This is a genomic window from Deinococcus sonorensis KR-87 (assembly GCF_040256395.1).
Taxonomy (GTDB): Bacteria; Deinococcota; Deinococci; order Deinococcales; family Deinococcaceae; genus Deinococcus; species Deinococcus sonorensis.
The window spans coordinates 2313539-2337812 of sequence record NZ_CP158299.1 but is presented as its reverse complement, the minus strand read 5'-3'; the positions used below and the strand labels follow the sequence as shown (position 1 = coordinate 2337812).

Annotated in this window: 17 protein-coding genes and 1 pseudogene; 5 read left to right on the top strand and 13 right to left on the bottom strand. The window is 70.6% G+C overall.

Going from position 1 to position 24274, the window contains the following annotated elements:
* Positions 1-39: 39 nt before the first annotated feature.
* Together trhA and ABOD76_RS16740 are read right to left on the bottom strand one after the other, a co-directional pair.
* A complete protein-coding gene (gene trhA / locus ABOD76_RS16745) occupies positions 40-684 on the bottom strand; it encodes a PAQR family membrane homeostasis protein TrhA (protein WP_350243100.1) in 645 nt (214 codons plus the stop codon).
* Positions 685-720: 36 nt separating this feature from the next.
* Positions 721-1029: a hypothetical protein gene (locus ABOD76_RS16740; protein ID WP_350243099.1), complete on the bottom strand. Its 309-nt coding sequence runs from the start codon at positions 1027-1029 to the stop codon at positions 721-723.
* Between the two features lie 108 nt (positions 1030-1137).
* On the opposite strand from ABOD76_RS16740, the gene ABOD76_RS16735 reads away from it, so the two are divergent.
* From ABOD76_RS16735 to ABOD76_RS16720, 4 genes are all read left to right on the top strand, one after another.
* Positions 1138-1899: an exodeoxyribonuclease III gene (locus tag ABOD76_RS16735; protein ID WP_350243098.1), complete on the top strand. Its 762-nt coding sequence runs from the start codon at positions 1138-1140 to the stop codon at positions 1897-1899.
* Positions 1900-2105: 206 nt separating this feature from the next.
* Positions 2106-5864 carry a ribonuclease R gene (gene rnr, locus ABOD76_RS16730; RefSeq protein ID WP_350243097.1) on the top strand — a complete coding sequence of 1253 codons (3759 nt, stop codon included), beginning with the start codon at positions 2106-2108 and terminating at the stop codon, positions 5862-5864.
* 334 nt (positions 5865-6198) lie between these two features.
* Positions 6199-9930, top strand: a complete 3732-nt coding sequence (gene metH, locus ABOD76_RS16725) for a methionine synthase (protein WP_350243096.1) — start codon at positions 6199-6201, stop codon at positions 9928-9930.
* On the top strand, positions 9923-10720 hold the full coding sequence (locus ABOD76_RS16720) for a methylenetetrahydrofolate reductase (protein WP_350243095.1): 798 nt from the start codon (positions 9923-9925) through the stop codon (positions 10718-10720). The genes metH and ABOD76_RS16720 overlap by 8 nt, the downstream gene beginning before the upstream one ends.
* Before the next feature lie 289 nt (positions 10721-11009).
* Here the strand turns inward: ABOD76_RS16720 and ABOD76_RS16715 are convergent, their stop codons facing one another.
* The 9 genes and pseudogenes from ABOD76_RS16715 to ABOD76_RS16675 form a co-directional block, all read right to left on the bottom strand.
* Positions 11010-11690, bottom strand: coding sequence for an AIM24 family protein (locus ABOD76_RS16715; protein WP_350245294.1), 681 nt, complete (start codon positions 11688-11690; stop codon positions 11010-11012).
* Positions 11691-11879: 189 nt separating this feature from the next.
* A pseudogene (locus ABOD76_RS16710) lies at positions 11880-12320 on the bottom strand (TerD family protein); the annotation flags it as partial.
* 49 nt (positions 12321-12369) lie between these two features.
* A complete protein-coding gene (gene pdxH / locus ABOD76_RS16705; RefSeq protein WP_350243094.1) occupies positions 12370-13014 on the bottom strand; it encodes a pyridoxamine 5'-phosphate oxidase in 645 nt (214 codons plus the stop codon).
* 10 nt (positions 13015-13024) lie between these two features.
* Entirely contained in the window at positions 13025-13831 is an 807-nt protein-coding gene (locus ABOD76_RS16700) for a DNA-formamidopyrimidine glycosylase (RefSeq protein ID WP_350243093.1), read from the bottom strand.
* A gap of 54 nt (positions 13832-13885) precedes the next feature.
* Positions 13886-14554 carry a glycosyltransferase family 2 protein gene (locus tag ABOD76_RS16695; RefSeq protein WP_350243092.1) on the bottom strand — a complete coding sequence of 223 codons (669 nt, stop codon included), beginning with the start codon at positions 14552-14554 and terminating at the stop codon, positions 13886-13888.
* Between the two features lie 58 nt (positions 14555-14612).
* The gene (locus tag ABOD76_RS16690; protein ID WP_350243091.1) at positions 14613-15743 is read right to left on the bottom strand and encodes a M50 family metallopeptidase; all 1131 of its coding nucleotides are present in this window, start codon (positions 15741-15743) and stop codon (positions 14613-14615) included.
* Positions 15740-16906 carry a 1-deoxy-D-xylulose-5-phosphate reductoisomerase gene (gene dxr, locus ABOD76_RS16685; RefSeq protein WP_350243090.1) on the bottom strand — a complete coding sequence of 389 codons (1167 nt, stop codon included), beginning with the start codon at positions 16904-16906 and terminating at the stop codon, positions 15740-15742. The genes ABOD76_RS16690 and dxr overlap by 4 nt, the downstream gene beginning before the upstream one ends.
* A gap of 119 nt (positions 16907-17025) precedes the next feature.
* Positions 17026-18321 (bottom strand): isocitrate lyase, encoded by a 1296-nt coding sequence (gene aceA, locus ABOD76_RS16680; protein ID WP_350243089.1) that lies wholly within the window; start codon positions 18319-18321, stop codon positions 17026-17028.
* 119 nt (positions 18322-18440) lie between these two features.
* Positions 18441-21389, bottom strand: a complete 2949-nt coding sequence (locus ABOD76_RS16675) for a hypothetical protein (RefSeq protein ID WP_350243088.1) — start codon at positions 21387-21389, stop codon at positions 18441-18443.
* A 109-nt stretch (positions 21390-21498) separates the two neighbouring features.
* Here ABOD76_RS16675 and ABOD76_RS16670 point away from each other — a divergent pair, with 109 nt between their 5' ends.
* Positions 21499-22203, top strand: a complete 705-nt coding sequence (locus ABOD76_RS16670; protein ID WP_350243087.1) for a hypothetical protein — start codon at positions 21499-21501, stop codon at positions 22201-22203.
* Positions 22204-22244: 41 nt separating this feature from the next.
* Here the strand turns inward: ABOD76_RS16670 and ABOD76_RS16665 are convergent, their stop codons facing one another.
* Positions 22245-23129, bottom strand: a complete 885-nt coding sequence (locus tag ABOD76_RS16665) for a diacylglycerol/lipid kinase family protein (protein WP_350243086.1) — start codon at positions 23127-23129, stop codon at positions 22245-22247.
* 17 nt (positions 23130-23146) lie between these two features.
* The gene (wecB, locus tag ABOD76_RS16660; RefSeq protein WP_350245293.1) at positions 23147-24253 is read right to left on the bottom strand and encodes a non-hydrolyzing UDP-N-acetylglucosamine 2-epimerase; all 1107 of its coding nucleotides are present in this window, start codon (positions 24251-24253) and stop codon (positions 23147-23149) included.
* Positions 24254-24274 lie beyond the last annotated feature (21 nt).

The window sequence follows — 24274 nt, the reverse complement described above, 5'->3', positions numbered from 1 at the left end:
CGGGCGAGGCCCGCAGACCCTGCCCGGCTCCCCTATCCCTCAGCGCAGCGCGAACATCATGGCCACGTGCGCGCCGGTGCCGCCCAGCACGAACAGGTGCCAGATCTCGTGGAAGCCGAACACGCCGGGGCGCGGGTTCCAGCGCTTGGTGCCGTACACCACGGCCCCAATGGTGTAGAGCGCGCCGCCCACACCCAGCCACACCAGCGCGGCCGCCGGCAGGTTGCGGGCCAGTTGCGGCACGAACGCCAGCGCGATCCAGCCCATGCCCACGTACAACAACGTGCTGATCCAGCGCGGCAGCCGCATGGTCAGCAGCTTCAGGATGATGCCGCTCAGCGCGATGCCCCAGATCACCCACAGCACCACCTCGCGCCACAGGCCGTCCAGGCCGTACCACGCCAGCGGGGTGTAACTGCCGGCGATCAGCAGGAAGATGGCGCTGTGGTCCAGCTTGCGCAGCCACAGCATGGCCCGCTCGCCCACCCGCAGGCTGTGATAGGTGGCCGACGACGCATACAGCGCCGCCATGCTCAGGCCAAACACCACAAAGGGCCACGCGCCCAGGCCGTGCCGCTGGGCGTACCACAGCAGCCCGGCCAGCACCGGCACCGCCAGCACCACGCCAGCCCAGTGGGTCAGGCTGTTGACGGGTTCACGCAACTGGGCATACAGACGCTTCATGCCTCCAGTGTAGTGCCCGGGGATGAGCAGCCGGCTTCAGCGGTCGAACTTCTCGAAGCCGGCGGCACTGCGCCGCTGCGCGCCGCGGGCGTAATCCAGCTGCATCTCGACCTGCTCGTGCTGGCCTTCACTGAAGGTCAGTTCCGGAATCCAGTAGTTCAGCCGGTGCTCGCCCAGCTGCACCCACAGCTTGCTGCTGTCGTCGGCATCGCGCCAGAACACCACCTGCTCGAATCCGTTGTGCTCGGCCCATTCCCGCACGTCCGCCAGCACCTGGCCGGCTCGGGGATGGGTCATCTCGAAGCGGCTGCCGTCGGCTTCGTTGCGAAAAAGGACGTCTGACATACTTACAGAGTAGCGCCAGCACGCACGCGCACCGGTCTCATTTAGAAATTCTAAGGGTGGCCGCGAGACGCCCCCAGCGGGAAAATCCCGGGGCGGCGGGGCCACGGTATGCTGGGCGGCGTGCGCGTGTATACCTTCAATGTCAATGGCCTGAGAAGTGCCCTGCGCAAGGGGCTGCTGCCCTGGCTGGAGCAGCATCGGCCGGACGTGCTGCTGCTTCAGGAGGTGCGGGCCGACCCGATGCCGGAGGTGTTTGGGGCGCTCGGCTACCACTCGGCGTGGCACCCGGCCCGAAAACCCGGCTACAGCGGCGTGGCGGTGCTGGCCCGTCATCCGTTGGAGGGGGTGCAGACCGGCTTCGGTGATGAAGCGCTGGATGACGAGGGCCGCCTGATCGTGGCCACGGTGCAGGGCGTGCAGTGCGCCAGTCTGTACCTGCCCAGCGGGTCCAGCGGAGAGGCGCGCCAGCAGTTCAAGGACCGCAGCCTGGGCGTCCTGAACACCTGGACCGTGGCGGCCCTGCAGCGTGGCCCGCTGGTGCTGGGCGGCGACTTCAACGTGGCGCACCAGCGCATCGATCTGCACAACTGGCGCGGCAACCAGAACAGCAGCGGGTTTCTGCCGCATGAGCGCGCCTGGATGACCGACTTCCTGGGGCTGGGGCTGCGCGACAGTCACCGCGATCACCTGGGAGAAACGGCCGCCTACACCTGGTGGAGCAACCGGGGCAACGCCTACGCCAACGACGTGGGCTGGCGCATCGACTACCTGCTGACCAGTGGCGTGCGGCTGACCAACCTGTGGGTGGACCGGGCCGCCCGACTCTCCGATCACGCGCCGCTGGGCGGACAGCTGACCCCGCTGGCCTGAGGGGCGTGCCGGTCAACTGTGCGACCCAGGTTCCTGAGAAGCCGGCCCGGCGTGGTACACTGAAGAAGCTTCCGGGCAGCAAGGAGCGCCGCGATCACGCGCGCAGGCCCGAGACAAGCAACCTCTCGTCAGAGTGGACGGGGCTGGCAAGCCGCCCCCATGCGCCTCTGAGCGCAGCGCTCTGCGAGTGGACCCATAGGTGCTGAATGCCAAGAAGCAGCAAGGAGCGCGGGGCAGTGCAGCCTGACGCGACCCCCGACAAGAGGGCGAAGAAGACAGCCACCACCGCGCAACAGACCGATGAAGTCAAGACGCCGGCCCGTCGTGGCCGCAAGCCTGCCGCTGTGCTGGCCCCTGAAGCCAGCGTGAGCGTCACCGAAGAAGCGCCGGTCAAGCCGGCGACGAAGCGTGGTCGAAAGGCCGCGCCCATTCAGACCGCTCCGGACGTGGCCCCGGTGGCCACGGACGAGCCGGTCTCCCCCATCAAGCCCGCACGCCGTGGCCGAAAGGCTGCAGCGACTCCCGCACCGGACACCGCCACGGTCGCCGAGACCGAAGCGGCACCGGCCGTCATCGAAGTGACCCCGGCCACGCCGGAAGCGGACGTGCCGGCGCCGGCCCCGAAGCGTGGCCGCAAGGCCGCACCCCGTGCCGCTGAAGTCCAGGCCGAGGCCAGCACGCCGGAAGTGCACGCTGAACCTGAGGCCGAGGTCACGGAGGGGGAAGCCGTGGCGGCGGAAGCGGCCCCCGCTGAACCGACCATCACTCCGGTGCCCAAGCGGCGTGGCCGCAAGCCGCGTCAGGCCGCAGACGTGGTGCAGGACGCCCCGCCCGAGGCGCTGGAAACCGGCGCCCAGACCACCGATCAACCGGGTGACGAGCCACGGTTGCCCGAGCCGGTCCAGGCCGGTGAGCCGGACGTGGCCGAAGAGCCTGAAGCGGAACAGCAGGCTCCGGCCGCTGCGCCGCAGCCGCGCCGTGGTCGTGGCCGCCGGACCCGCAGCGCTGAGCCGCTGCAGCCGGAGCCGGTCACGCTGGAGAGTGCGCCGAGCGAGCCGGATCAGGTGAGCGAGCCGGTGGAACCGGCTCCGGCCCCCACCCGGACCCGCCGCACCGGACGCAAGGCCCGCGCCACCGAGGCCGCCGCTCCGGTGGAACTGACGCCCGAAGAGCCGGCCGAGGCCGAAGGAACCCAGGAGACCTCCACCGATTCGGATCCGGCCCGCGAGCTGGTGGTAGACCAGCTGCGTCGTCTGGGCCGACCGGTGCATGTCCGCGACTTCGAGCGCAGCTTCACCCGCCAGGGCCGCGACCGGCTCGGAGAGCACCGCAACGACCTTGAGGCGCTGCTGAGCGAGCTGGTGAGCGAGGGGCTCGTGATCCGCACCCGCAAGCGGACCTACGGTCTGCCGGAAGCGATGAACCTGGTGCGCGGACGCTACCAGGCGTCAAGCGGCGGCTTCGGGTTCGTGATTCCCGACAGCGGCGAGGACGACTACTACATTCCGGAAGGCAGCACCCTGGAAGCCTGGAACGGCGACACGGTGCTGATCCGCCCGGAGGGCAAGGGCCGGCGCGGCGACAGTCCGCGTGGCACGGTGGTGCGGGTGGTCAAGCGCGCCAACCTGCGGCTGGTGGGCAGCCTGGAGCACGCCCACGGCTACGCCTTCCTGAAGCCGGACGACACCCGCGCCCGTCACCGCATCATGCTGGTGCCGGAAGGGCTGGAGGGGCTGCCGGACGGCGCGCGCCTCGTGACCGAACTGTACTGGCCGGAAGCGACCGGCGAGGACGAGGTCTACGGTCAGCTGGTGCGGGTGCTGGGCGAGCAGGACGATCCCGAGACCGAGACGCAGGCGGTGGTGGTCAAGTACGGCCTGCGCGACGAGTTCCCTCCGGAGGTGCTGCAGGAGGCCGAAGCCATTCCGGTGGAAATTCCGGAAGCCGCGCTCTCGGGCCGACTGGACCTGCGCGAGTACAACATCTTCACGGTGGACGGGCGCGACGCCAAGGACTTCGACGACGCCATCCACATTCAGCCCACGCCGGAAGGCAACTTCGTGCTGGGCGTGCACATCGCGGACGTGTCGCACTACGTCCGGGCCGGCACCCCGCTGGACGAGGAAGCGTATGCCCGCGCCACCAGCGTGTACCTGCCGGGCCGGGTGCTGCCGATGCTCCCGGAGCACCTCAGCAACGGCGTGTGCAGCCTGGTGCCGGATCAGGACCGCCTGACCGTGTCGGCCCTGATCGAGCTGAACATCGAGGGCGACATCCTGAACGTGCATCTGGCGCCCAGCGTCATCCGCAGCAAGGCGCGGCTCACGTACGACGAGGTGCAGGCCTACAGCGAGGCGGTGGCCACCCTGCCGGAGCGCGCCCGCGCCCTGGAAGGCGACCTGCACCTGCTGCTGAAGCTCACCAGCCGGCTGCGTCAGCGCCGCCTGCGTGAGGGTTCGCTGGACTTCAAGCTGCGCGAGGTAAAGGTGGATGTGGGCCCCGACGGCCACATGCAGCTGATCCCGGTGCGCGAGGAGACGGCGCGCGGCATGATCGAGGACCTGATGCTGCTCGCCAACAAGGTGGTGGCCAACCACCTGATCGAGCGCAACATCCCGGCCCTGTTCCGCATTCACGAGGAGCCTACCCTGGCCCGTTTCCAGGAGGTCACGGCGGCCATCGGGCGGCTGGGGCTGGCCTTCCCCGGCGGCGAGCCGACCCCGCAGGCGTACCAGGCGGTGCTCAAGCAGGTGCGCGGCACCGGCCAGGAGTCGGCGGTCAACACGCTGCTGCTGCGCAGCATGCAGCAGGCCCGCTACGCCGGCGAGAACCTGGGGCACTTCGGTCTGGCCTTCGACGAGTACCTGCACTTCACCTCGCCGATCCGGCGTTACCCGGACCTGCTGGTGCACCGGGTGCTGAAGGCCGCGCTGAGCGGAGAGCTGACCGACCGCGACAAGGCCCAGATGCACGCCCGGCTGGGCGAGATGGGCACCCACACCTCGGAACGCGAGCGCACCGCTGCCGAGGCCGAGCGCGACCTCACCAAGTACTACCAGGCGAAGTGGGCGCAGGAACACCTGGGCGAGACCTTCGAGGGCTTCGTGTCGGGCGTGGTGGCGAGTGGCCTGTTCGTGGCGCTGGAGAACGGCGTCGAGGGCAAGGTCCACATCTCCAACCTGGAGGACGACTACTTCATCTACATCGAGGATGCGGGCATCCTCAAGGGCCGCAGCGGAGGCCGCGTCTTCCGCATCGGTGAGCGCATCGGCATCCAGATCGCCTCGGTCAACCCGCTGGCCCGGCAGATCGAATTCAAACAGGAGAGCAGCATGGACGGCAACGACCCCAAACCCCGCGCCCGTCGGCGTGAAGACCGCGACGTGGCCCGCCGCGAGAAGCTGAGCATCATCGTGAACGGCACCCGCCCCCAGCGTCCCGCCGACGCCCAGCCGACCGAGGAACAGGGCAGCAGCCCGCGTTCGGAAGGTGGCCGCCCGCGCCAGCCGCAGGCGGACGGGGCCCAGGGCCGCCGGGAGCGTCAGCCGGACCGTCCGCGCAGCAACTACGGCGGCAACGGTGGGGGGGGCAAGCGCCGGATCATCACGCTCGAACGTCCGCGCAACGAGCACCTGCGTCCGGTGAACGTGACGGTGCAGCGTATGTACTTCGGCGACTGGACCATGGACAACATGCCGCCGGAGGAAGGCCAGAACGGGGGCGGCCGGAGCGGGAACTTCCGCAGCGGCCGGCCGCAGGGCCAGCCGGTCCGGAACAGCAGCGGTCCCGGCCGCGGCGGCTATCAGGGCCAGGGCCGCAACGGCGCCAGCAGTGCCCAGCCGCGGGTGCAGGCGCAGGCCCAGCCGGCCGCAGTCCAGGCCGAGAGCGCGGAGAGCAGCAGCAAGCGCCGCCGCCGCCGCCGTGGACGCCGGGGCGGCAACGGTGGCCCCGGCACCACGGACTGAAGCACCGGAAACCAGAAGGGAGTGGCCAGTTACGGCCACTCCCTTCTGCTTTGTGCCGCGATTGTCTGGCCTTGCCTGCTCCGCTGCGGCCCGGCCCGCTATACTGAGGACCGTTCGTGCTGAAGCGGCACGGCTCATCCAGAAGCGCCCGAGGGACCTGGCCCTCTGTGCTGCCCCCGGCAGCCGACGGCGCGGCAACCGGCTTTCATTGCAGCACGGTGCTTCCGCCAGCCCCGCAGGACCGTCAACGATGACCGGACCCCTGATCCAGCTCCGGCGGGGACCGATGGTCCGCATTCAGGCACCGGCTCCACCACCGACACCGAGGGCAAGCATGACAGCACAGACCGGCGGCACACCCCGCGACATCGCGGCCGAGGCACAGAGGCGCATCCTGATTCTGGACGGGGCCTGGGGCACCATGATCCAGCCGCTCGGGCTGGGCGAGGACGACTACCGCCAGCCGGATTTCGAGACGGGACGGCAGTACAAGGGCAACCACGACCTGCTGAATGTCACCCGCCCCGACATCATCCAGGACATCCACCGCCAGTACTTCGAGGCGGGCGCGGACATCACCAGCACCAACACCTTCTCCAGCACCGTGATCGCGCAGGCGGACTACGGGCTGGAGCGACTGGTGCCACAGCTGAACCGGGAGGGCGCGCGGCTGGCCCGGCAGGTGGCCGACGAGTTCGAGGCGCGTGACGGTGTGCCACGCTTCGTGGCCGGGTCGGTCGGCCCCACCAACCGCACCGCCACCCTCTCCCCCGACGTGGAGCGGCCGGAGTTCCGGGCTGTGACCTACGACGATCTGAATCTGGCCTATCAGCAGCAGGTGGAGGCGCTGATGGAAGGCGGCGCCGACCTGATCCTGATCGAGACGGTCTTCGACACGCTGAACGCCAAGGCCGCCCTGTACGCGGTGCAGGAGGTGGCGGTGCGGCTCGGCCGGCCCATTCCGATCATGCTGTCCGGCACCATCACGGACGCCTCCGGGCGCACCCTGAGCGGCCAGACACCCGAAGCGTTCGCCATCAGCACCGAGCACGCCCCGCTGCTGAGTCTGGGGCTGAACTGCGCGCTGGGGGCCGAACACCTGCGCCCGTACCTGCGCGAGATCGCGGGGAGCACCGGCCGGATGGTCAGCGTGCACCCGAACGCCGGGCTGCCGAACGCCTTCGGCGAGTACGAGGAAACGCCCGAGCAGACCGCCGCCATCCTGAAGAGCTTTGCGGAGGAGGGGCTGCTGAACATCGTGGGCGGCTGCTGCGGCACCACGCCGGAGCACATCCGCGCCATCCGGGCAGCGGTCGGCAGCTTTCCACCGCGCCGGGCGCCCACCCTGCCGCAACAGCTGCGGCTGAGCGGCCTGGAGCCGTTCAAGGTCACGGAGCAGACCAACTTCATCAACGTGGGCGAGCGCACCAACGTGACCGGCAGCCCGAAGTTCTCCAAGGCGATCCTGAGCGGCGACTACGACGCGGGCCTCAAGATCGCGCGGCAGCAGGTGGAGAACGGCGCCCAAATTATTGACCTGAACTTCGACGAGGGCATGCTGGACGGCGAGGCGGCGATGGTCAAATTCCTGAACCTGCTGGCCGGGGAGCCGGACATCAGCCGCGTGCCGGTGATGCTGGACTCCAGCAAGTGGGAGATTCTGGAAGCGGGCCTGAAGCGGGTGCAGGGCAAGGCCATCGTGAACAGCATCTCGCTCAAGGACGGCGAGGCGACCTTCCTGGAACGCGCCCGGCTGCTGCGGCGCTACGGCGCGGCGGCGGTGGTGATGGCCTTCGACGAGCAGGGACAGGCCGACACGCTGGAGCGCCGCAAGGAGATCACGCAGCGGGCGTACACCCTGCTGACCGAACAGGCGGGCTTTCCGCCCAGCGACATCATCTTCGACCCGAATGTGCTGACGGTGGCCACCGGCCTGCCGGAACACGACCGCTACGCCCTGGACTTCATCGAGGCGACGCGCTGGATCAAGGCGAACCTGCCGGGCGCGCTGGTGTCGGGCGGCATCAGCAACGTCTCGTTCAGCTTCCGCGGCAACAACCACGTGCGCGAGGCGATGCACAGCGTCTTCCTGTACCACGCCATTCGCGCCGGGCTGGACATGGGCATCGTGAACGCCGGGATGCTGGCGGTGTACGAGGACATCGAGCCGGAGCTGAAGGAAGCGGTGGAGGACGTGATCCTGGCCCGCACCCCCAGAGGCACCGACCTGAGCGCCACCGAGCGCCTGATCGAGCTGGCCGAGAGCTACAAGGGCGTGAAGCGCGAGGCGGGCGCGGTGAACGCCTGGCGCGACGCTCCGGTGGCCGAGCGGCTGCGGCACGCGCTGGTGGCGGGCATCACCGACTACGTGGATGCGGACGCCGAGGAGGCCTATCGCGAACTGGGCAGTCCGCTGGCGGTGATCGAGGGGCCGCTGATGGACGGCATGAACGTGGTGGGCGACCTGTTCGGTGCGGGCAAGATGTTCCTGCCGCAGGTGGTCAAGAGCGCCCGCGTCATGAAGCGGGCGGTGGCGGTGCTGACCCCCTACCTGGAGGCGGAGAAGCAGAGCGGCAGCACCAAGGGCCGGGTGGTGCTGGCCACTGTGAAGGGCGATGTTCACGACATCGGCAAGAACATCGTGGGGGTGGTGCTGGCCTGCAACGGGTTCGAGGTGACGGACCTGGGCGTGATGGTGCCGGCCGAGCGGATCCTGGACACCGCCCGCGACCTGGGGGCCGACGTGATCGGACTGAGCGGGCTGATCACCCCCAGCCTGGACGAGATGGTCAACGTGGCCCGCGAGATGACGCGGCGCGGCCTGAGCACCCCGCTGATCATCGGCGGAGCCACCACCAGCCGCGCCCACACCGCCGTCAAGATCGACCCGGCGTATTCGAGCACCGTGGTGCACGTGCTGGACGCGAGCCGGGCCGTGACCGTGGTGCAGGACCTGCTGACCCAGCCGGAGGCGGTGGTGACGCGCATCACCAGCGAGTACCAGCAGCTGCGTGAGCGGCACGGTGACCGGACCGTCCGGCTGATTCCGCTGGAGGAGGCGCGGCACCGAGCGCCGCAGTTGCCGCATGCCCCGGCCCCGGCCCCCCGGCAGCCGGGCCGCACCGTCATCGAGCAGCCGCTGGCGGAGCTGCTGCCGTACATCGACTGGACGCCATTTTTTATCGCCTGGGAGATGCCGGGCGTGTACCCGCGCATCCTGACCGACCCCAAGGCTGGCCCGGAAGCGCGGCGGCTCTACGACGACGCCCAGGCACTGCTGCGGCGCATCGTGGACGAGCGGCTGTTCACGGCGCGCGGCGTGATCCGGCTGGAAGCGGCCCACCGCGAGGGCGACGACATCGTGCTGGACCTGCACGTGCAGCCGCAGACCCGCGAGGTCCTGTCGGACGAGTTGCGCGAGGCGGCCACCGCCTCACCCCCACCGACCCTGCACACCCTGCGCCAGCAGCGCGAGCAGACCACCCCCAATGCCGCCCTGGCCGACTTTGTGGCCGACGCGGGCGATTTCGTGGGCCTGTTCGCGGTGGGCATCCACGGCGCCGAGGAACTGGCCCAGCAGTTCGAGCAGCAGCACGACGATTACAGCAGCATCATGGTCAAGGCGCTGGCCGACCGGCTGGCCGAGGCCTTCGCAGAGAAGCTGCACCAGGACGTGCGCCGCAACCACTGGGGCTACGCGCCGGAGGAGCAGCTGGACCATGAGGGGCTGATCAAGGAGCGCTACCGGGGCATCCGGCCGGCCCCCGGCTACCCGGCCCAGCCGGACCACACCGAGAAACGCACCCTGTTTGAGCTGCTGGGCGCCGAGGACATCGGCATGACGCTGACCGAAAGCTGCGCCATGACCCCGGCCGCCGCCGTGAGCGGCCTGTACCTTGCGCACCCGGAGGCGCGCTACATCGCGCTGGGGCGCATCGGGCCGGATCAGGTGGCCGACTATGCCCGCCGCAAGGGCTGGACCGTGCAGGAGGCCGAGCGCTGGCTGGCGCCCAACCTCGCCTACGACCCGGCCCCCGCGCCGGCGGTGGAGGTCGTGCGTGTCTGAGTCGCTGCTGTCCTCCCCCACCGCCGCGCCGGCCGCGACCACGCCCCGCACCACCCGCGTCTCCATCGAACTGGTGCCGCGCGATCAGGCCACGCTGGACCGGGAACTGGCCGAGATCCGGGAGCATCTGGGGCAGATCTGCACCGTCAACGTTCCGGACCTGCTGCGCTACCCCACCCGCTCCTGGCAGGCGTGCGCCCAGGTCCGGCCGGTCATCGGCCAGACCATCCCGCACATCCGCGCCATCGACATCGATCCGAGAAGGCCCCTCGCCATGGCGGACCATCTGCAGCAGCACGGCATCCGGGAGGTGCTGGTGATCGAGGGCGACCCGCCCGCCGACATGGGCCACCGGACCTACGACGTGACCAGCCTGGAGATCATCCGCAAGTTCCGGCGAGAGCTGCCGGAGGTCAGGGTGTGGGCCGGGCTGGACCCCTACCGCCAGAGCTTTGCCCGCGAGCGCGACTATGCCGAGGCCAAACTGGAGGCGGGCGCCGTGGGCCTGTTCACCCAGCCGTTCTTCGATCTGCGGCTGATGGAGCTGTGGGCCGAACTGCTGCCGGAGTGCGAGGTGTTCTGGGGCGCCACCTCGGTCACCAGTGAGCGCAGCCTGAGCTACTGGCAGAACCGCAACAAGGCCGTGTTTCCACGCGACTTCCAGCCGACCCTGGCGTGGAACCGCGAGTTCGCCCGCACCCTGCTGCAGTTCGCGCAGGCCAGCGGCAGCCACGCCTACTACATGCCGATCAAGGCCAGCATCACCGAGTACCTGAGCGGCATTCTGTAGGTGCAGGCGAATGTTGGGTATGACTTGTATGGCGTATTTCCTAAGTTAGGTCGTTAGGTGCAGGCGGAGCGTTTTGCTCTCTGAAACAAAAACAAGGAGGAGCCTATGAACAACACTGGTAATGGTGGAGGAAGTAAGGGCGGTAGCGGAAGTAATCGACGTCCGGCCAATGGACCCAGCACTACCGGAAATCCCTCCGGAGGCGGCCGGGGCAATAATCCACCGAGGAAGTAAACGATCTTAAAAGGGGCCGCATGACACAAACGTGTGGCCCTTTCTCCTTGTCCCCTCAGCTTCTGGCGCCGGACTGCAGATTTTCCTCGTACGGCTGAACCACGACGAAGCCGTCGCCCTGGAACACCATCTGCAGCGTCTCGCCGCCCCCCCGCCCGAAGATGGTCTTGAGCGAATGGTCCACCTTCAGCTGGGGGCTGATCCGTTCGCTCCAGGCGATGGTGGCGTTGGGGTCGGCGTAGACCGGCTCGTTCGGCGTGACCCGCAACGTCAGCGGGTGCCCGTGGCTGAGCAGCGCCACCATCCCCTGGCCCTGGAGCCGCACGCTGAACAGTCCGCCCGACACCATGCCCGCCACGCTGCGGTGCATCGTCACGTCATGCTGCACCGTGTCCTCGAAGGCCAGCAGGCTGTGGCCGTTGACGTTGAGGCTGTCACCCTGCAGGTTGATGATGGTGATGTCCTTGCCCTGATCGGCCAGGTAGCACACTCCCTGCCCCTCGATCTTCGCCAGCGGTTCCATCTCGCCCGACACCGCCCGTGTGAGGGCCCGCATCAGCCCGCCTTCCAGCATGCCCTCGCGCCGGAAGCTCAGGTTGCCCTTGTACGCCACCATCGCGCCCAGCTTGCTCCACACCCGCCCGCGCACCTTCACTTCCAGCATCTTGCTGCTCTCCAGCTCAAACACCTCGCCGGGGCGGTCTGCCTCGGCCGACTGCTGAAGGAACTGCCCGATGGTATAGAAGCCGTCGGCGGGCGTGGGGGACCCGGACCGGACCGCCGGAGCAGGCGGGGCCTGCCGGGGCGCCGGAGCCGGAGGCGCTGCGGGCGGCACCACAGCTGCCGGCGCGGCCACCTCTCCCCCGAAGTATTCCAACAGCGCCTGCAGCCCCCCGGCAAAGCCCTGGGCCACGCAACTCACGCGCCACTCGCCCTGGTGACGGTACAGCTCGGCCACCATCACCGCCCGCTCCGGGCCGAAATCGGTACCGCGCAGCTGCACCTCCACCTTGGGTGCCGGGTCCCCCAGCGTCCAGTTCAGCCGCCCCAGCCGCGACATCGGGGCGTCATCGCTGGTCAGCACGAACACCAGCCGTTCCACCGAGGCCGGCAGGCGGGACAGGTCCAGCTGAATGGTGCCGCCGCGGCCATCCGGGTGGAGCGTGAGCCGGATGGCCCCTTCCGGCGACTGCAGCTGGTTGAAGAACACGAAGTACCGGTCGTCCTGCAGCCGGCGGTCGGCGTTCAGGCCGAAGACGCTCACGTCGGCGCCCGGCAGGTCGTGCAGCAGCTGGACCTCCAGCGAGGGGCTGGCGGTGAGTTCGGTCAGGCGGCGGCGCTCGCCACGGTGCAGTTCGGTCGCCATATGCAGCACGGTACGAGAAGGCCGCGCCAGAGTTCCCGGCCAGAGGCCCTTAGGGCATCAGGCGGGTGATCTGCCAGTCGTCGCCGGCCCGCAGGTACTCGAAGCGGTCGTGCATGCGGTTGGGCCGGCCCTGCCAGAACTCGTACATCAGGGGCCGCAGCCGGTAGCCGCCCCAGAACTCCGGACGCGGCACCTGCTGGCCTTCGGGAAAGCGCTGATGCAGCGCCGAGAAGGCAGCCTCCAGCGCGGCCCGACTGGCAATGGGCGCACTCTGCGGGTCGCTGGCATGCGCGGCCAGCTGGCTCTCGCGCGGGCGCTGGTGAAAGTAGGTGTCGCTCTCGTCCGGGGTGAGCCGCTCCACCGGCCCGTACACCCGCACCTGCCGCTCCAATTGCGGCCAGTAGAACAGCAGTTCCGCCTGCGGGTTGACCTTCAGGTCGCGGCCCTTGTGGCTCTCGTAGTTGCTGTACACCACCAGCCCGGCCTCATCGGCACCGCGCAGCAGCACGGTGCGGGCGCTGGGGCGGCCCGCCTCGTCGGCGGTGGCGAGCGTCACGGCGTACGGCTCCGGCAGGTCCGAGGCGAGCGCCTCTTCCAGCCAGCGCTGAAACTGCTCGTGCGGCCGGGGCCGCAGGTCCTGGCGGCGCAGTTCGCCCCGGGCGTAGGTCTGTCGCAGGGAAGTCAGGTCGGTCATGAGGTCCACCTTACCCCCGCAGCACCTGACAGTGCGGGCAGAAATGGGTGCCGCGCTGGGCCAGCACCGTCTTCTGGATGGGCGTCCCGCAGCGCGGACACGGCTGCCCGGCCCGGTCGTAGACGTTGTGATGCACCTGGAACAGCCCGCTGATGCCGTCCGGCTGCTGGTAGGTGCCGTCCGAGAGGGTGCTGCCCCCGGCCTCCACCGCCTCGGCCATGGTGGTCCGGATCGCCTGGTACAGCCGCAGCGCCTCGTCCGGCGTGAGGCGCGTCTGGGCCGGGTGAATGCGGGCGCGCCACAGGCTCTCGTCGGCGTAGATGTTGCCCACGCCGGCCACCGGCTGCTGCGACAGCAGCCATGGCTTGACCGCCCCGGCCCGCGCCGCCGCCTGCACGAAGTCCAGCTCCAGAAACGCCTCCGACAGCGGCTCGGGCCCCATGCGGGCCAGGGTGGGCATGCTGGCATACTCGCCGGGCGTCACGACCGCCATCTTGCCGAAGCGCCGCGCGTCCTGAAAGTACAGCTGGCCCTGATCGGTGTGCAGCGTGACGCGGGTGTGCGGCGTGGCGTCAAAGCGGAAGCCGCCGGTCATCCCCAGATGCACGATCAGTTCCAGCGGCGCCTCACCAGCATCGTCCAGGTGAATCAGCAGGTACTTGCCGCGCCGGCCCAGGCCCGACACGGTGCGGCCGTGCGCCAGATGCGTCTGACGGTAGCGGTGCGGGGCGTCGTGCTCCAGCCGGATCAGCTGGCGGCCCTTCAGGTACGGCTCAATCTTGCGGCGGGTGGTCTCGACTTCCGGCAGTTCTGGCACCCGTGCATGCTAGTGCGGCGGGGACCGCGCTTTGGTGCCGGACGACACCAGCACTCAGCTGTGCCGTTCTTCCTTGAGTTTGATGCTCTTGCGCTTGCGGCGCTTGTAGCCGAGCAGGTTGACGTACATCCGGCTGCGGTGGCCCACGCCCTTCCAGAAGCCGTGTTTCTCTTCCTTCATCACCTGCGCGAGGTTCGGCAGCTCCACATAGTCCCAGCGCACGCCGCTCCCCTTCAGGGCGTCGGTGATGGCCGGTTCCGGCCAGCGCTCCTCGCCCAGGTGCGGCACCGCGAGCAGCCAGTCGCGCCGGCAGGCGCGCTGCCCGGACAGGTGCGGCGTCATCTTGTTGCCGAAATCGGTCATCAGGCCGCCCCCGTCGAAGATGCCGATGGCCATGTCCAGCTGACCGTCCAGCACCGGGCGCAGCAGGCTCTCCAGATGTTCCAGCTGCAGACCCACCAGATCGGCGTCCAGCATCACCACGTACTCGGCCTGGGTGGCCTGCAGCGCCGCGAACAGCGCCGGTCCCTTGCCAACGTTCTGGGTCAGTTCCACCACCTGCGCGCCCGCGTCGCGGGCCACCTGAGCGGTGGCGTCGCGGCTGCCGTCGCTGGCCACCACCACCTGCGGCGTCAGCAGCAGTGCCGCCTGGACCACGGCCCCGACGTGCTGTTCCTCGTTGTAAGCGGGGATGACCACCGCGATGGTAGGGGGTGTCTTCATGGTTGCGGTTCCCGGCCCTCAAGTGTAACCGATTTGCTGCTGGGGCGCCGCGCCGCCGTCAGAAGAACCGGCTCAGATCACGCACCACCACGAACAGCGAGAGCAGCATCACCAGTCCGAAGCCCGCCAGCGTGACGGCATTCTCCTGCGGCAGCGAGAGCGGGCGACCACGCACCACGCCCACCAGCACCAGCAGGATACGGCCCCCATCCAGCCCCGGAATCGGGAGCAGGTTAAAGAAGCCCAGAGACAGGTTGATGGTGGCCGCGATCAGCAGCAGGGTCCAGCCGCCCAGCTGCACTGCCTGCGACACCACCTGCACGGTCCCCACCGGCCCCACCACCCCCTGATCCTGCCGCAGATCCAGGCTGAAAAAGCGCTTGAACAGGTTGCCGAACGCCTGCAGCACCTGCGGCACCGCCGTCACGATGGTCTGACCCGCTTGAACAGCCGCCCCCGCGACGCTGAGGCGCGTCGTAATGCTCGCCGGGCCGTACCCGATGCCCAGCAGCGCCTTCTTGCCGTTGACCGTGGGCGTCCAGGCAAAGCGGATGTCCTTCCGGGCACCGTCCCGCTCGATGGTGAAGGTGTGCGGTCCGGCGGCGGTGAGGACTCGCTGCACCCGCGTCCAGCCGCCCACCAGCTCGCCGTTGACCCGCTCCTGGTCCGGCAGCGGCTGCCCGTCAATGGCCACCACCTCGTCGCCGGTCCGGAACCCCAGCGCCTCGGCGCGTGAGCCGGCCACCACCTGCGAGATGGAGGCGCGGCCCGGCACCGGCTGCTGCACGCCGTTGGCCGCAAAGTTGGTGGTCAGGATCAGAAAGGCCAGCAGCAGGTTCATGACCGGCCCGGCCAGCAGGATCGCCACCTTGCCCCAGGCGGGCAGCACGGCGTACCCGTGCCGGGCGGGGATCATCTCCCCCTTCTCGCCGTAGTCGGGCGTCATGCCGTCAATCTCCACGTAGCCGCCGATGGGGAGCAGCGACAACCGCCACTCGGTGCCGCCCCAGCTGCGGCGCAGCAGCACTGGCCCCATGCCCACGCTGAAGCTGTTGACCCGCACCCCCTGCGCCCGGGCGCCCCAGTAGTGCGCCAGCTCGTGCATGAAAGTGGCGGCCAGAATGATCAGCAGGGTCCACAGCAGACCTAGCGGCGTGAGCGCTTGGGCAATGCTCTGCAGCGCACTCACGCGCCCACCCCCGTGCCGAGCAGCTCCGTCGCCCGCGCGGTGGCCCACTGCTGGGTCTCGTGCAGCGCCTCCCAGCTGAGCGGGCCGTCCGGCGTTTCGTCCAGCACCCGCTCGATCAGCCGGGGAATGTCCGTGAAGCGCAGCTGCCCCTTCAGGAAGGCCGGCACCGCCACCTCGTCGGCCGCGTTCAGAGCCGCCGGCAGCAGCCCGCCCGCCTCCCCGGCCCGGTAGGCCAGCCCCAGACACGGAAAGCGTTGCGGCTCCGGTTCATCGAACTGCCAGCGGCCCAGCAGCGGCCAGCCGAGGTGCCCGTCCAGCGCGGGGCCGCGCCGGGCGCCGCGCACGTCACCGGGGCGGGCCATGCCGTCCGGCGCGGCGTCCAGCGCGTAGGCGATGGCCAGCCGCATGTCGGTGGGGCCGAACTGCCCCTTGAGGTTGCCGTCCCGGAAGCGCACCGCCGCATGCATCACGCTCTGAGGATGAATCACCACCGCCACCCGTGACAGCGGGAGGCCGTACAGACTGGCGCACTCCATCACCTCCAGCCCCTTGTTCATCAGGGTGGCCGAGTCGATGGTGATCTTGGCGCCCATGGTCCACGAGGGGTGCCGCAGCGCCTGTTCGGGCGTGACGGCGCTCAGGTCCGCCGGACCCTCGCGGAAGGGGCCGCCCGAGGCCGTCAGGATCAGCTGCTCCACGTCCTGCAGCCGCTCGCCCACCAGGCACTGGTACACGCCGGTGTGCTCCGAGTCGATCGGCACCAGCCGGCCCCCGCCCTGCGCCGCCGCCGCCCAGATCAATGGGGCGGCAGTGACCATCGCCTCCTTGGTGGCCAGGGCCACCTGCCGGCCCGCTTCCAGGGCGGCTCGGGTGGGCCACAGGCCCGGCAGACCACTCATGGCGTTCACCGTCACGTCGGCCGGCTGCACCGCCACCTCGGCGGCGTCCGCAATGACCCGCACGTCCCCCAGCCGGGCGCGGGCCTCCGGCAGCACCGACTCGTCCACGCTCACCAGCGAGGGCCGGAACTCGCGCACCTGCTGCTCCAGCAGGTCCAGGTTGCGCCCGGCCGCGAGCGCCAGCACCCGGTCGCCGCGCTGACGGGCCACGTCGAGGGTCTGCGTGCCGATGGAGCCGGTGGAGCCGAGAACGGTAAGCTGCATGTCTGCATCAGTGTGCCGCAGAACCATGAGCGCTGCAGGGACAAAGCGTACGAAGTGACCGCCGGCAGGGTCAGTGAAGCGCCCCCGCCTTGCATCGGGGGCGCGGGTCTGGGACCGCTTCAGTCGTGGGCGGCAGCGAACTGCTGCGCCTCGGTGCTGCCGTGCAGCGCGGTGGTGCTGCTGTGCCCGCCTCCGGCAGCCGTGGCCACCAGATCGAAGTACCCGGTGCCCACCTCGCGCTGGTGCTTGACGGCCGTGAAACCGCGCGCCTGCGCCGCGAACTCCTTCTCCTGCAGCTCCACGAAGCTGACCATCTGGGTGCGGGCGTACCCGTAGGCCAGCTCGAACATGCTGTGGTTCAGGCTGTGGAAGCCGGCCAGCGTGATGAACTGGAACTTGTAGCCCATCTGGCCCAGCTCACGCTGGAAGCGTTCGATGGTGGCGTCGTCGAGGTTTTTCTTCCAGTTGAAGCTGGGGCTGCAGTTGTAGGCCAGCAGCTTGCCGGGGTAGTGGGCGTGCACCGCCTCCGCGAAGCGGCGGGCGTCGTCGAGGTTCGGCACGCTGGTCTCGCACCACAGCACGTCGGCGTAGGGCGCGTAGGCCAGCGCCCGGCTGATCGCCTGCTCGATGCCGGGGCGCACGTGGTAGAAGCCCTCCGGGGTGCGCTCGCCGGTGCAGAACGGCTGGTCGTTCGGGTCGATGTCGCTGGTGAGCAGCGTGGCGGCGTCCGCGTCGGTGCGGGCGATCAGGAGGGTGGGCACGCCGCTCACATCGGCGGCCAGCCGCGCCGCGTTCAGGGTGCGGATGAACTGGGAGGTGGGCACCAGCACCTTGCCGCCCAGGTGGCCGCACTTCTTCTCGCTGGCCAGCTGATCCTCGAAATGCACCCCCGCCGCGCCCGCCTCGATCATCGCCTTCATCAGCTCGAAGGCGTTCAGCGGCCCGCCAAAGCCCGCCTCGGCGTCCGCCACGATCGGCGCGAACCAGTCAATGCTGTTGTCGCCCTCGCTGCAGGCGATCTGGTCGGCGCGGCGCAGCGTGTTGTTGATGCGTTTGACCACCTCCGGCACCGAGGAGGCCGGGTACAGGCTCTGGTCCGGGTACATCTGGCCCGCGTTGTTGGCGTCGCCCGCCACCTGCCAGCCGGACAGGTAGATGGCCTTCAGGCCGGCCCGGACCTGCTGCATCGCCTGGTTGCCGGTCAGGGCGCCCAACGCATTCACGAACGGCTCGTCGTGCAGCAGCCGCCACAGCTTCTCGGCGCCGCGCCGCGCCAGCGTGTGCTCGATCATCACGCTGCCGCGCAGCCGCACCACCTCCTCGGCGCCGTAGTTGCGCCGGATACCGTGCCAGCGGCTCTCGGTCTTCCAGGTCTTGTCCAGAATTTCAGCGTTGCTGCGGGGGGTGGGGGTCATGGTCTGCTCCTTTGCGCCTGCGGGAACGTGCTCCTCTGGGCCTGTGCCCATGGTGCCCTGCGGCATGAGGGCAAAGTGGTGGTGTAGCGGGCAAGGAGAGCACGCGCATCGCGCTACAGCTACACCAGGGTTGTGGTGTAGTCCGCTGCAGGTACACCATTGTCCTGGTGGTCCTGCTGCCACGCCAGCGCGTCGGGGAGGCGGAGCGTGGGGGCCGTCCAGGTGGGCCACAGCTGCCTCAGGGTTCGGACCACCGCCTCCGGGTCGAGCAGTTCCAGCTGCCGTCCCACGTCACGCCAGACCTGTGAGCGGAACGGGGCCAGCTCGGCGGGGCTGAGCGCCTGCTCCAGCCAGCGCAGGGTGGGCAGGTCCGGCGCGTGCAGCAGGGCGGTGCGGGCCTCCAGCGCCAGCAGCAGCGCCTGCAGGCCCGGGTCCGGCAGCTGGGTGTCCCCCAGGCCAGACGCCACTCGCCGCAGCAGGGCGTGCCCCCGGTTGATGTCGGCCAGCGCCGCGTCCGCGTCGCCCTGCCGCAGCCGGACCTCGGCGCGGGCGGCCCGCGCCTGCGCCTCCGCATACGGGTGGTCGGTCATGGCCAGTGCCTGGGTGCTGAAGGTCAGCGCCCGCAGCGGGTCCGGCTCGGCCAGCGCCCGCGACAGCAGGATGTCGAAGGTCAGCAGTTGCTCGCGGTCCAGGCCGCCGCCGTCCTCGGCCAGCAGCCGGTCCAGCAGCCGGCGCGCCTGCCGCAGGTCCGGGTGGTCGGTGACCGCGCCCGCGAACGGCGGCAGGTACGGCAGACCCAGGCCACGGGTCAGGTAGGCCAGGGCCGCCCGGTAGCGGGTGCGGCGCAGCCGGTATTCCGCCTCGGCCCGGCGCGCTCCGGGCCGTTCCAGCAGCGCCAGCGCCCCGGCCGCGAGCTGCAGCGCCTCATCCGGCCGGAACAGCGCCAGCAGCACCGGAATTGCCTCCGAGGACAGGCGCGCCTGCAGCACCGAGTCCACGTCCTGAGCCAGCGCGCGGGCCTGCAGGGACCGCTGCAGTGCCGGGTGGGGGTGGCCCAGCCGCCGCAGCGCCGTGGCGATGCGCGCCTCCACCCGGGCCCGCTCATCCGGGGTGCCCCCGGCCACGGCCAGTCGGCCGGCAGCATCCTCCAGGGCGTTCAGGGCCGCCTGCGGCTGCCCGAGCCGCAACCGCAGGTCGCCCTCCTGGTAGCGGGCCCGCGCCGAGAGCAGCGGATGGTCGTCCGGCACGCCGACCAGCAGCGCCATCGCCTCCGGCCAGCGGCCCGCGTCCTTGGCGATCAGGCCGCGCCACAGCGCCGCCCTGGCCGGCGTGCCGTAGGGGCCGCCGTGCAGCACCGCCGGGTCGGCCGCCAGCCGGGTGGCCAGGTCCAGGTCACCCTGCCAGCGGGCCAGCGCCGCCTCCACCAGCCGGGCGTCCGCCTGGGCGCCCTGCAGCCAGGGATCGCCCTGCACCGGCCGGTCCAGCGGACCGCGCAGCTCCGGGTGCTGCAGCTGCGCCTGCGCCGCCTGCACGTTCGCGGCGTCCATGCTGCTCTCGGCCAGCTTGACCCGCGCCCAGGCCCGGACACTCGCGCGGGGCGAGTCCAGCAGGGTGAACAATGCATCCCTCGCCTGCGGGTGGCTGTAGTCGCCCAGCATCGCGTGGTGCGTCATCACGCTGCGGGCCAGCCCCTCGCGCGCCTCGCCGCCGGCCCGCTCGCGCGCCACCGGCCACAGCCGGGCCGCCTGGTCCAGCCGCTCCGGATGCTGGTCCAGCCACGTCACCACCTCCGGCCAGCGGTCCAGGGTGGCCAGCGCCCGCAGGTGGTGAATGGCGTGTTCCGGGTGCCCCCTCGTCCCGTCCACCAGCCGGGTCAGGGCCGCCTGCAGCTCTGCGGCCGGGAGGTGTTCCCGGGCCTCCGCCAGCAGTTCCGCCGACACCGGGCGCAGCGTCTGGGGATTCACGTCGTCAATCAGGGCGCTCAGGTGGACCGGCAGCTGCGAGAGCGGCTGGCCCAGCGCCGCCTCCAGCACGCTGGCCGGTGCACTGGGCTCGTCCGGCGGCAGGCTGGCGCACAGGGCCGCCAGCAGCTGCCGCGCCGCCGGGTCGGCCAGCAGCCGGCTGGCGGCGGGTCCACCCTGCCCCGCCGCTCCCCGCGCGGCCGCCAGCAGCGTCAGCCGGTCCAGATGGCGGCCGGTCTGCCGCACCAGCTCGTCGGCCCGGCCGGCGGGAAGGCCCAGCCGGTCCATCAGGTAGCGCCGCGCCTCGCTGGGAGTGGGAAGCGAGAGGCGGATGCGCTCTCCCGGCAGGTCGTCCGGCAGGTCGCTGGCCGACTCCACGGCCAGGAGCACGCTGACGCCGGGGGGGGCTGCCCTCAGCAGCGTCTCGGCTGCCCAGCGGCCCGCCGAGACGCCGGTGCCGTCCGGCAGCCGGGCCGGCACGCCGCTCACCGCCGCACCGGGCGTGACCCGGATCAGCAGCACGGCGGGCAGGTCGGCCCTCAGCTCGTCCAGCACGGCCTGAGCGGCGGCCGCCTGCCGGGCGGCCTGCACCGCGTACGGCAGGGCCGGGTCCAGCGGTGCCAGCGCCAGGCCGTGCTCCAGGCTGGCGCCCAGCTGCAGCCGCCGGACCTGCGGCGGCGGGTCCACCTGCTGCAGTTCGCGCTCCAGGTGCTCGATCAGCAGGGTCTTGCCCACCCCGGCCGGCCCGCTCACGGTCAGCCGCACGTCGCGCCCGGCGCGCACCGAGGCCATGAACTGCTTGTAGGCGCGCCGTTTGCTGCGGCCCAGCAGCTCCAGTTCCGGCGGCAGCGGCGCGGCGACCGGGCGGGCCAGCGGCGGCAGCGTCAGCCCCACCTCCCCCGCCAGGGCGCACAGCACGGCGTGCAGCGCCACACGGTCCTGCGGCGTGCCGATGTCGCGGTAGATCAGGTTGCGGACCGCGCTGGGGTTGGCCCCGCGCGCGTGCATCGCCTGCTCCAGCCAGCGCAGGCTGCCGCGCACGCCCCAGGCCTCCCGCTGCCGGGGCAGCCGCGCGCGCAGCTGCGCCAGCGCCGTCTGCCAGTCCACGGCTGCAGGCTAGCAGGTCGGCCAGAAATCCGTCAGACACCCCCTCCAGGGCTCGGCTATACTCGGTCCAGTTTCCACAACGAACTGCACGACCCAGGAGGACCCACCCATGCGTACATTTGTTCTGACTGCCCTTCTCGCGGCCGCTCCGCTGGCCAGCGCCGCCAGCGTTCAGGAAGCCCAGACCCTGCTGGATACCGGGCACTGGCAGGAAGCCGTCAGCATGGCGGCCGGCCTGAACAGCTCCGCCGGCTACGCCCTGGCGGCCGAGGCCACCACGCTGGGCGCCACCACCGTGGCGGACACGGCCAAGAAGGCGATGTTCCAGCGGGCCCAGGGCTACGCCAACCAGGCGATCAAACTGGACGCCAACAATGCCCGCGCCTACTTCGAGCTGGCGCGCGCGGACGGCCGCCTGGCGCAGTTTTCCGGCATCCTGCAGAGCCTGGGGCTGGCCGGCGACGTGAAGACCGCGCTGAACAAGGCGCTGGCGCTGGACCCGAAGCTGGCCGGCGCGTATGTGGCGCTGGGGCTGTGGAACGGTGAGCTGGTGGGCAAGGGCTTCATCGCCCGGCAGGCCACCGGCGCGGACGCCAACCAGATCGTGCCCAACTTCGAGAAGGCCATCAGCCTGGAACCGACCGTGCTGACGCACCACTACGAGTACGCCAACGCGCTGCTGGCCGCCAACAGCAAGCGCAACCGGGCGGCAGCCATCGCCCAGCTGCAGCTGGCGGTGGCGCTGAAGCCCACCACCTACTGGGAGGAGCAGGACCTGAAGAACGCTCAGGCCAAGCTCGCCAGCCTGCGCTGACGGAGGACAGGCACGGAGCCAGCGCTCGGCGCTGGCTCCGTTTACTGTGGTGACCCGGCGTTGAGCAGCCGCAGCGCTCCGGGCTTTACCCGCAGCCGCACCTCGCTCAGCTCGCCCGCCAGCTCGCCGTCCAGGTGGGCAGGCATCCGGCTGGCCCACCGCAGCGTCACCTCGCGGCCCTGCGCGGCCACCACCCGGCGGTCTCGCAGGTGGCTGGCCCGCAGCACCTTCAGCAGCACGCCCAGCAGTTCGGCCCGGCCCAGGCCCGCACCCAGCACCACGTTCAGCAGACCGTCGGCCGGGTCGCTACCGGGCGAGATACGGAAGCCACCCCCGTAGCGGGTGCCGTTCATGACCGCTGCCAGGCACGAGCGGCCCTGATACAGCGGCTGGCCGTCCAGCGTGACCGTGAGCGGCGCGCTGTTCAGGTCGCGCAGGCCGGCCAGCACCGCCCACAGGTAGCGCTGGAAGCCGCCCAGCCGGGCGGGCGCGCGGCGCATCAGCTCCGCTACCTGCGCGTCGAAGCCCATGCCCATGCCGTTGAACAGCAGCCGCTCCTGACCATTCAGCTCGCAGCTGATCAGATCCACCGCCCGCTCCGGGCCATCCAGACGGCGCAGCGCCCCCGTCACGTCCCCGGCCTTCAGGCCCAGCATCCCGGCAAAATCGTTGCCGCTGCCCAGCGGCACCAGCCCCAGCCCGCGCCCGGACCGCGCCAGCTCCGGCAGCAATCCGCTGGCCGTGCCGTCGCCGCCCACCGCCAGCACCGGCTGGTCCGCCGGGAGCCGCGCCAGCATCGAGCGCGCCAGCTCGGGACTCTCAGTGGGCAACAGCTGCCAGGCACGGCCCTGCCGGTTCAGCTCGGCCTGCACCTGTGGCCACAGCCGCCCGGCCCGCCCACGCCCCGCCTGAGGGTTGAGCACCACCGCGTAGGGCAGCCGGCTCAGATGAGGCTGCTTTCGCCGCCCAGGCTCCAGTCGGCCGGGCGCTCGTTCAGGCCGAAATGCCAGCCGATGGCCGCCGCGATCCGCTCGCCCGCGTGCCCGTCGCCGTAGGGATTGGCGGCCCGGCGCATCGCGTCCAGCTGTTCGGGGCTGGACAGCAGGTCCTTCAGCACCTGCACCAGCTGGGCCGGGTCGTTGCCGGCCAGCCGCAGTACGCCGGCGGCCACGCCCTCCGGCCGCTCGGTCACGTTGCGCAGCACCGCCACCGGCACCCCCAGCGCGGCCCCCTCCTCCTGCAGGCCGCCGCTGTCGGTGGCCAGCAGCCGGGAACTGGCCATCAGCGGGGCCATGCTGGCGTAGTCCAGCGGCTCGGTCAGCTCGAAGTTGGGCAGCTCAGACAGCGCTGGACGCACCGCCTCCTGCACCGCCGGGTTCAGGTGCACCGGATACACGAAGTACAGCTCCGGGTGGGCACGCGCCACCTCAGCCAGCCCCTCGGCCATCTGGCGCATCATCGGCAGGTTCTCGCGGCGGTGCATCGTGACCGTCACCAGCCCCTGTCCCGCCGCCAACCGCGCCTGCCATGCGGGCCGCAGCGGGGTGCGGCCCGCCACCTCGCGCACGGCGTCCACGGCGGTCTGGCCGGTGACCACCACCCCCTCCGGCGCCTTTCCTTCGCGCAGGATGTTCTGTTTGCTCAGCGGTGTGGGCGCGAAGTCCAGGGTGCTCAGCACGGCGGTCAGGCGCCGGTTGGCCTCCTCCGGAAACGGTTCCGAGAGGCTGCCGCTGCGCAGCCCCGCCTCCACGTGCCCCACCGGAATGCCCTGGTAAAAGGCCGACAGCGCCACGCAGAAGCTGGTGCTGGTGTCGCCGTGTACGAGCACCATGTCGGCGCCCATCTCGCGCAGCGTCACGCCCGCCTGAGGCACGATGCGGGCGGTCAGGTCCGCCAGGGTCTGGCGTTCGGTCATCACGTTCAGGTCGCGGTCGGGCGTCAGGCCGAAGACCGAGAGCGCCGAATCCAGCTGCTCACGCTGCTGGCCGGTGGAGAGGATCATCGGCTCCAGTCCAGCCTGCCGCTGCAGGGCGGAATAGACCGGCGCCATCTTGGTGGCCTCCGGACGGGT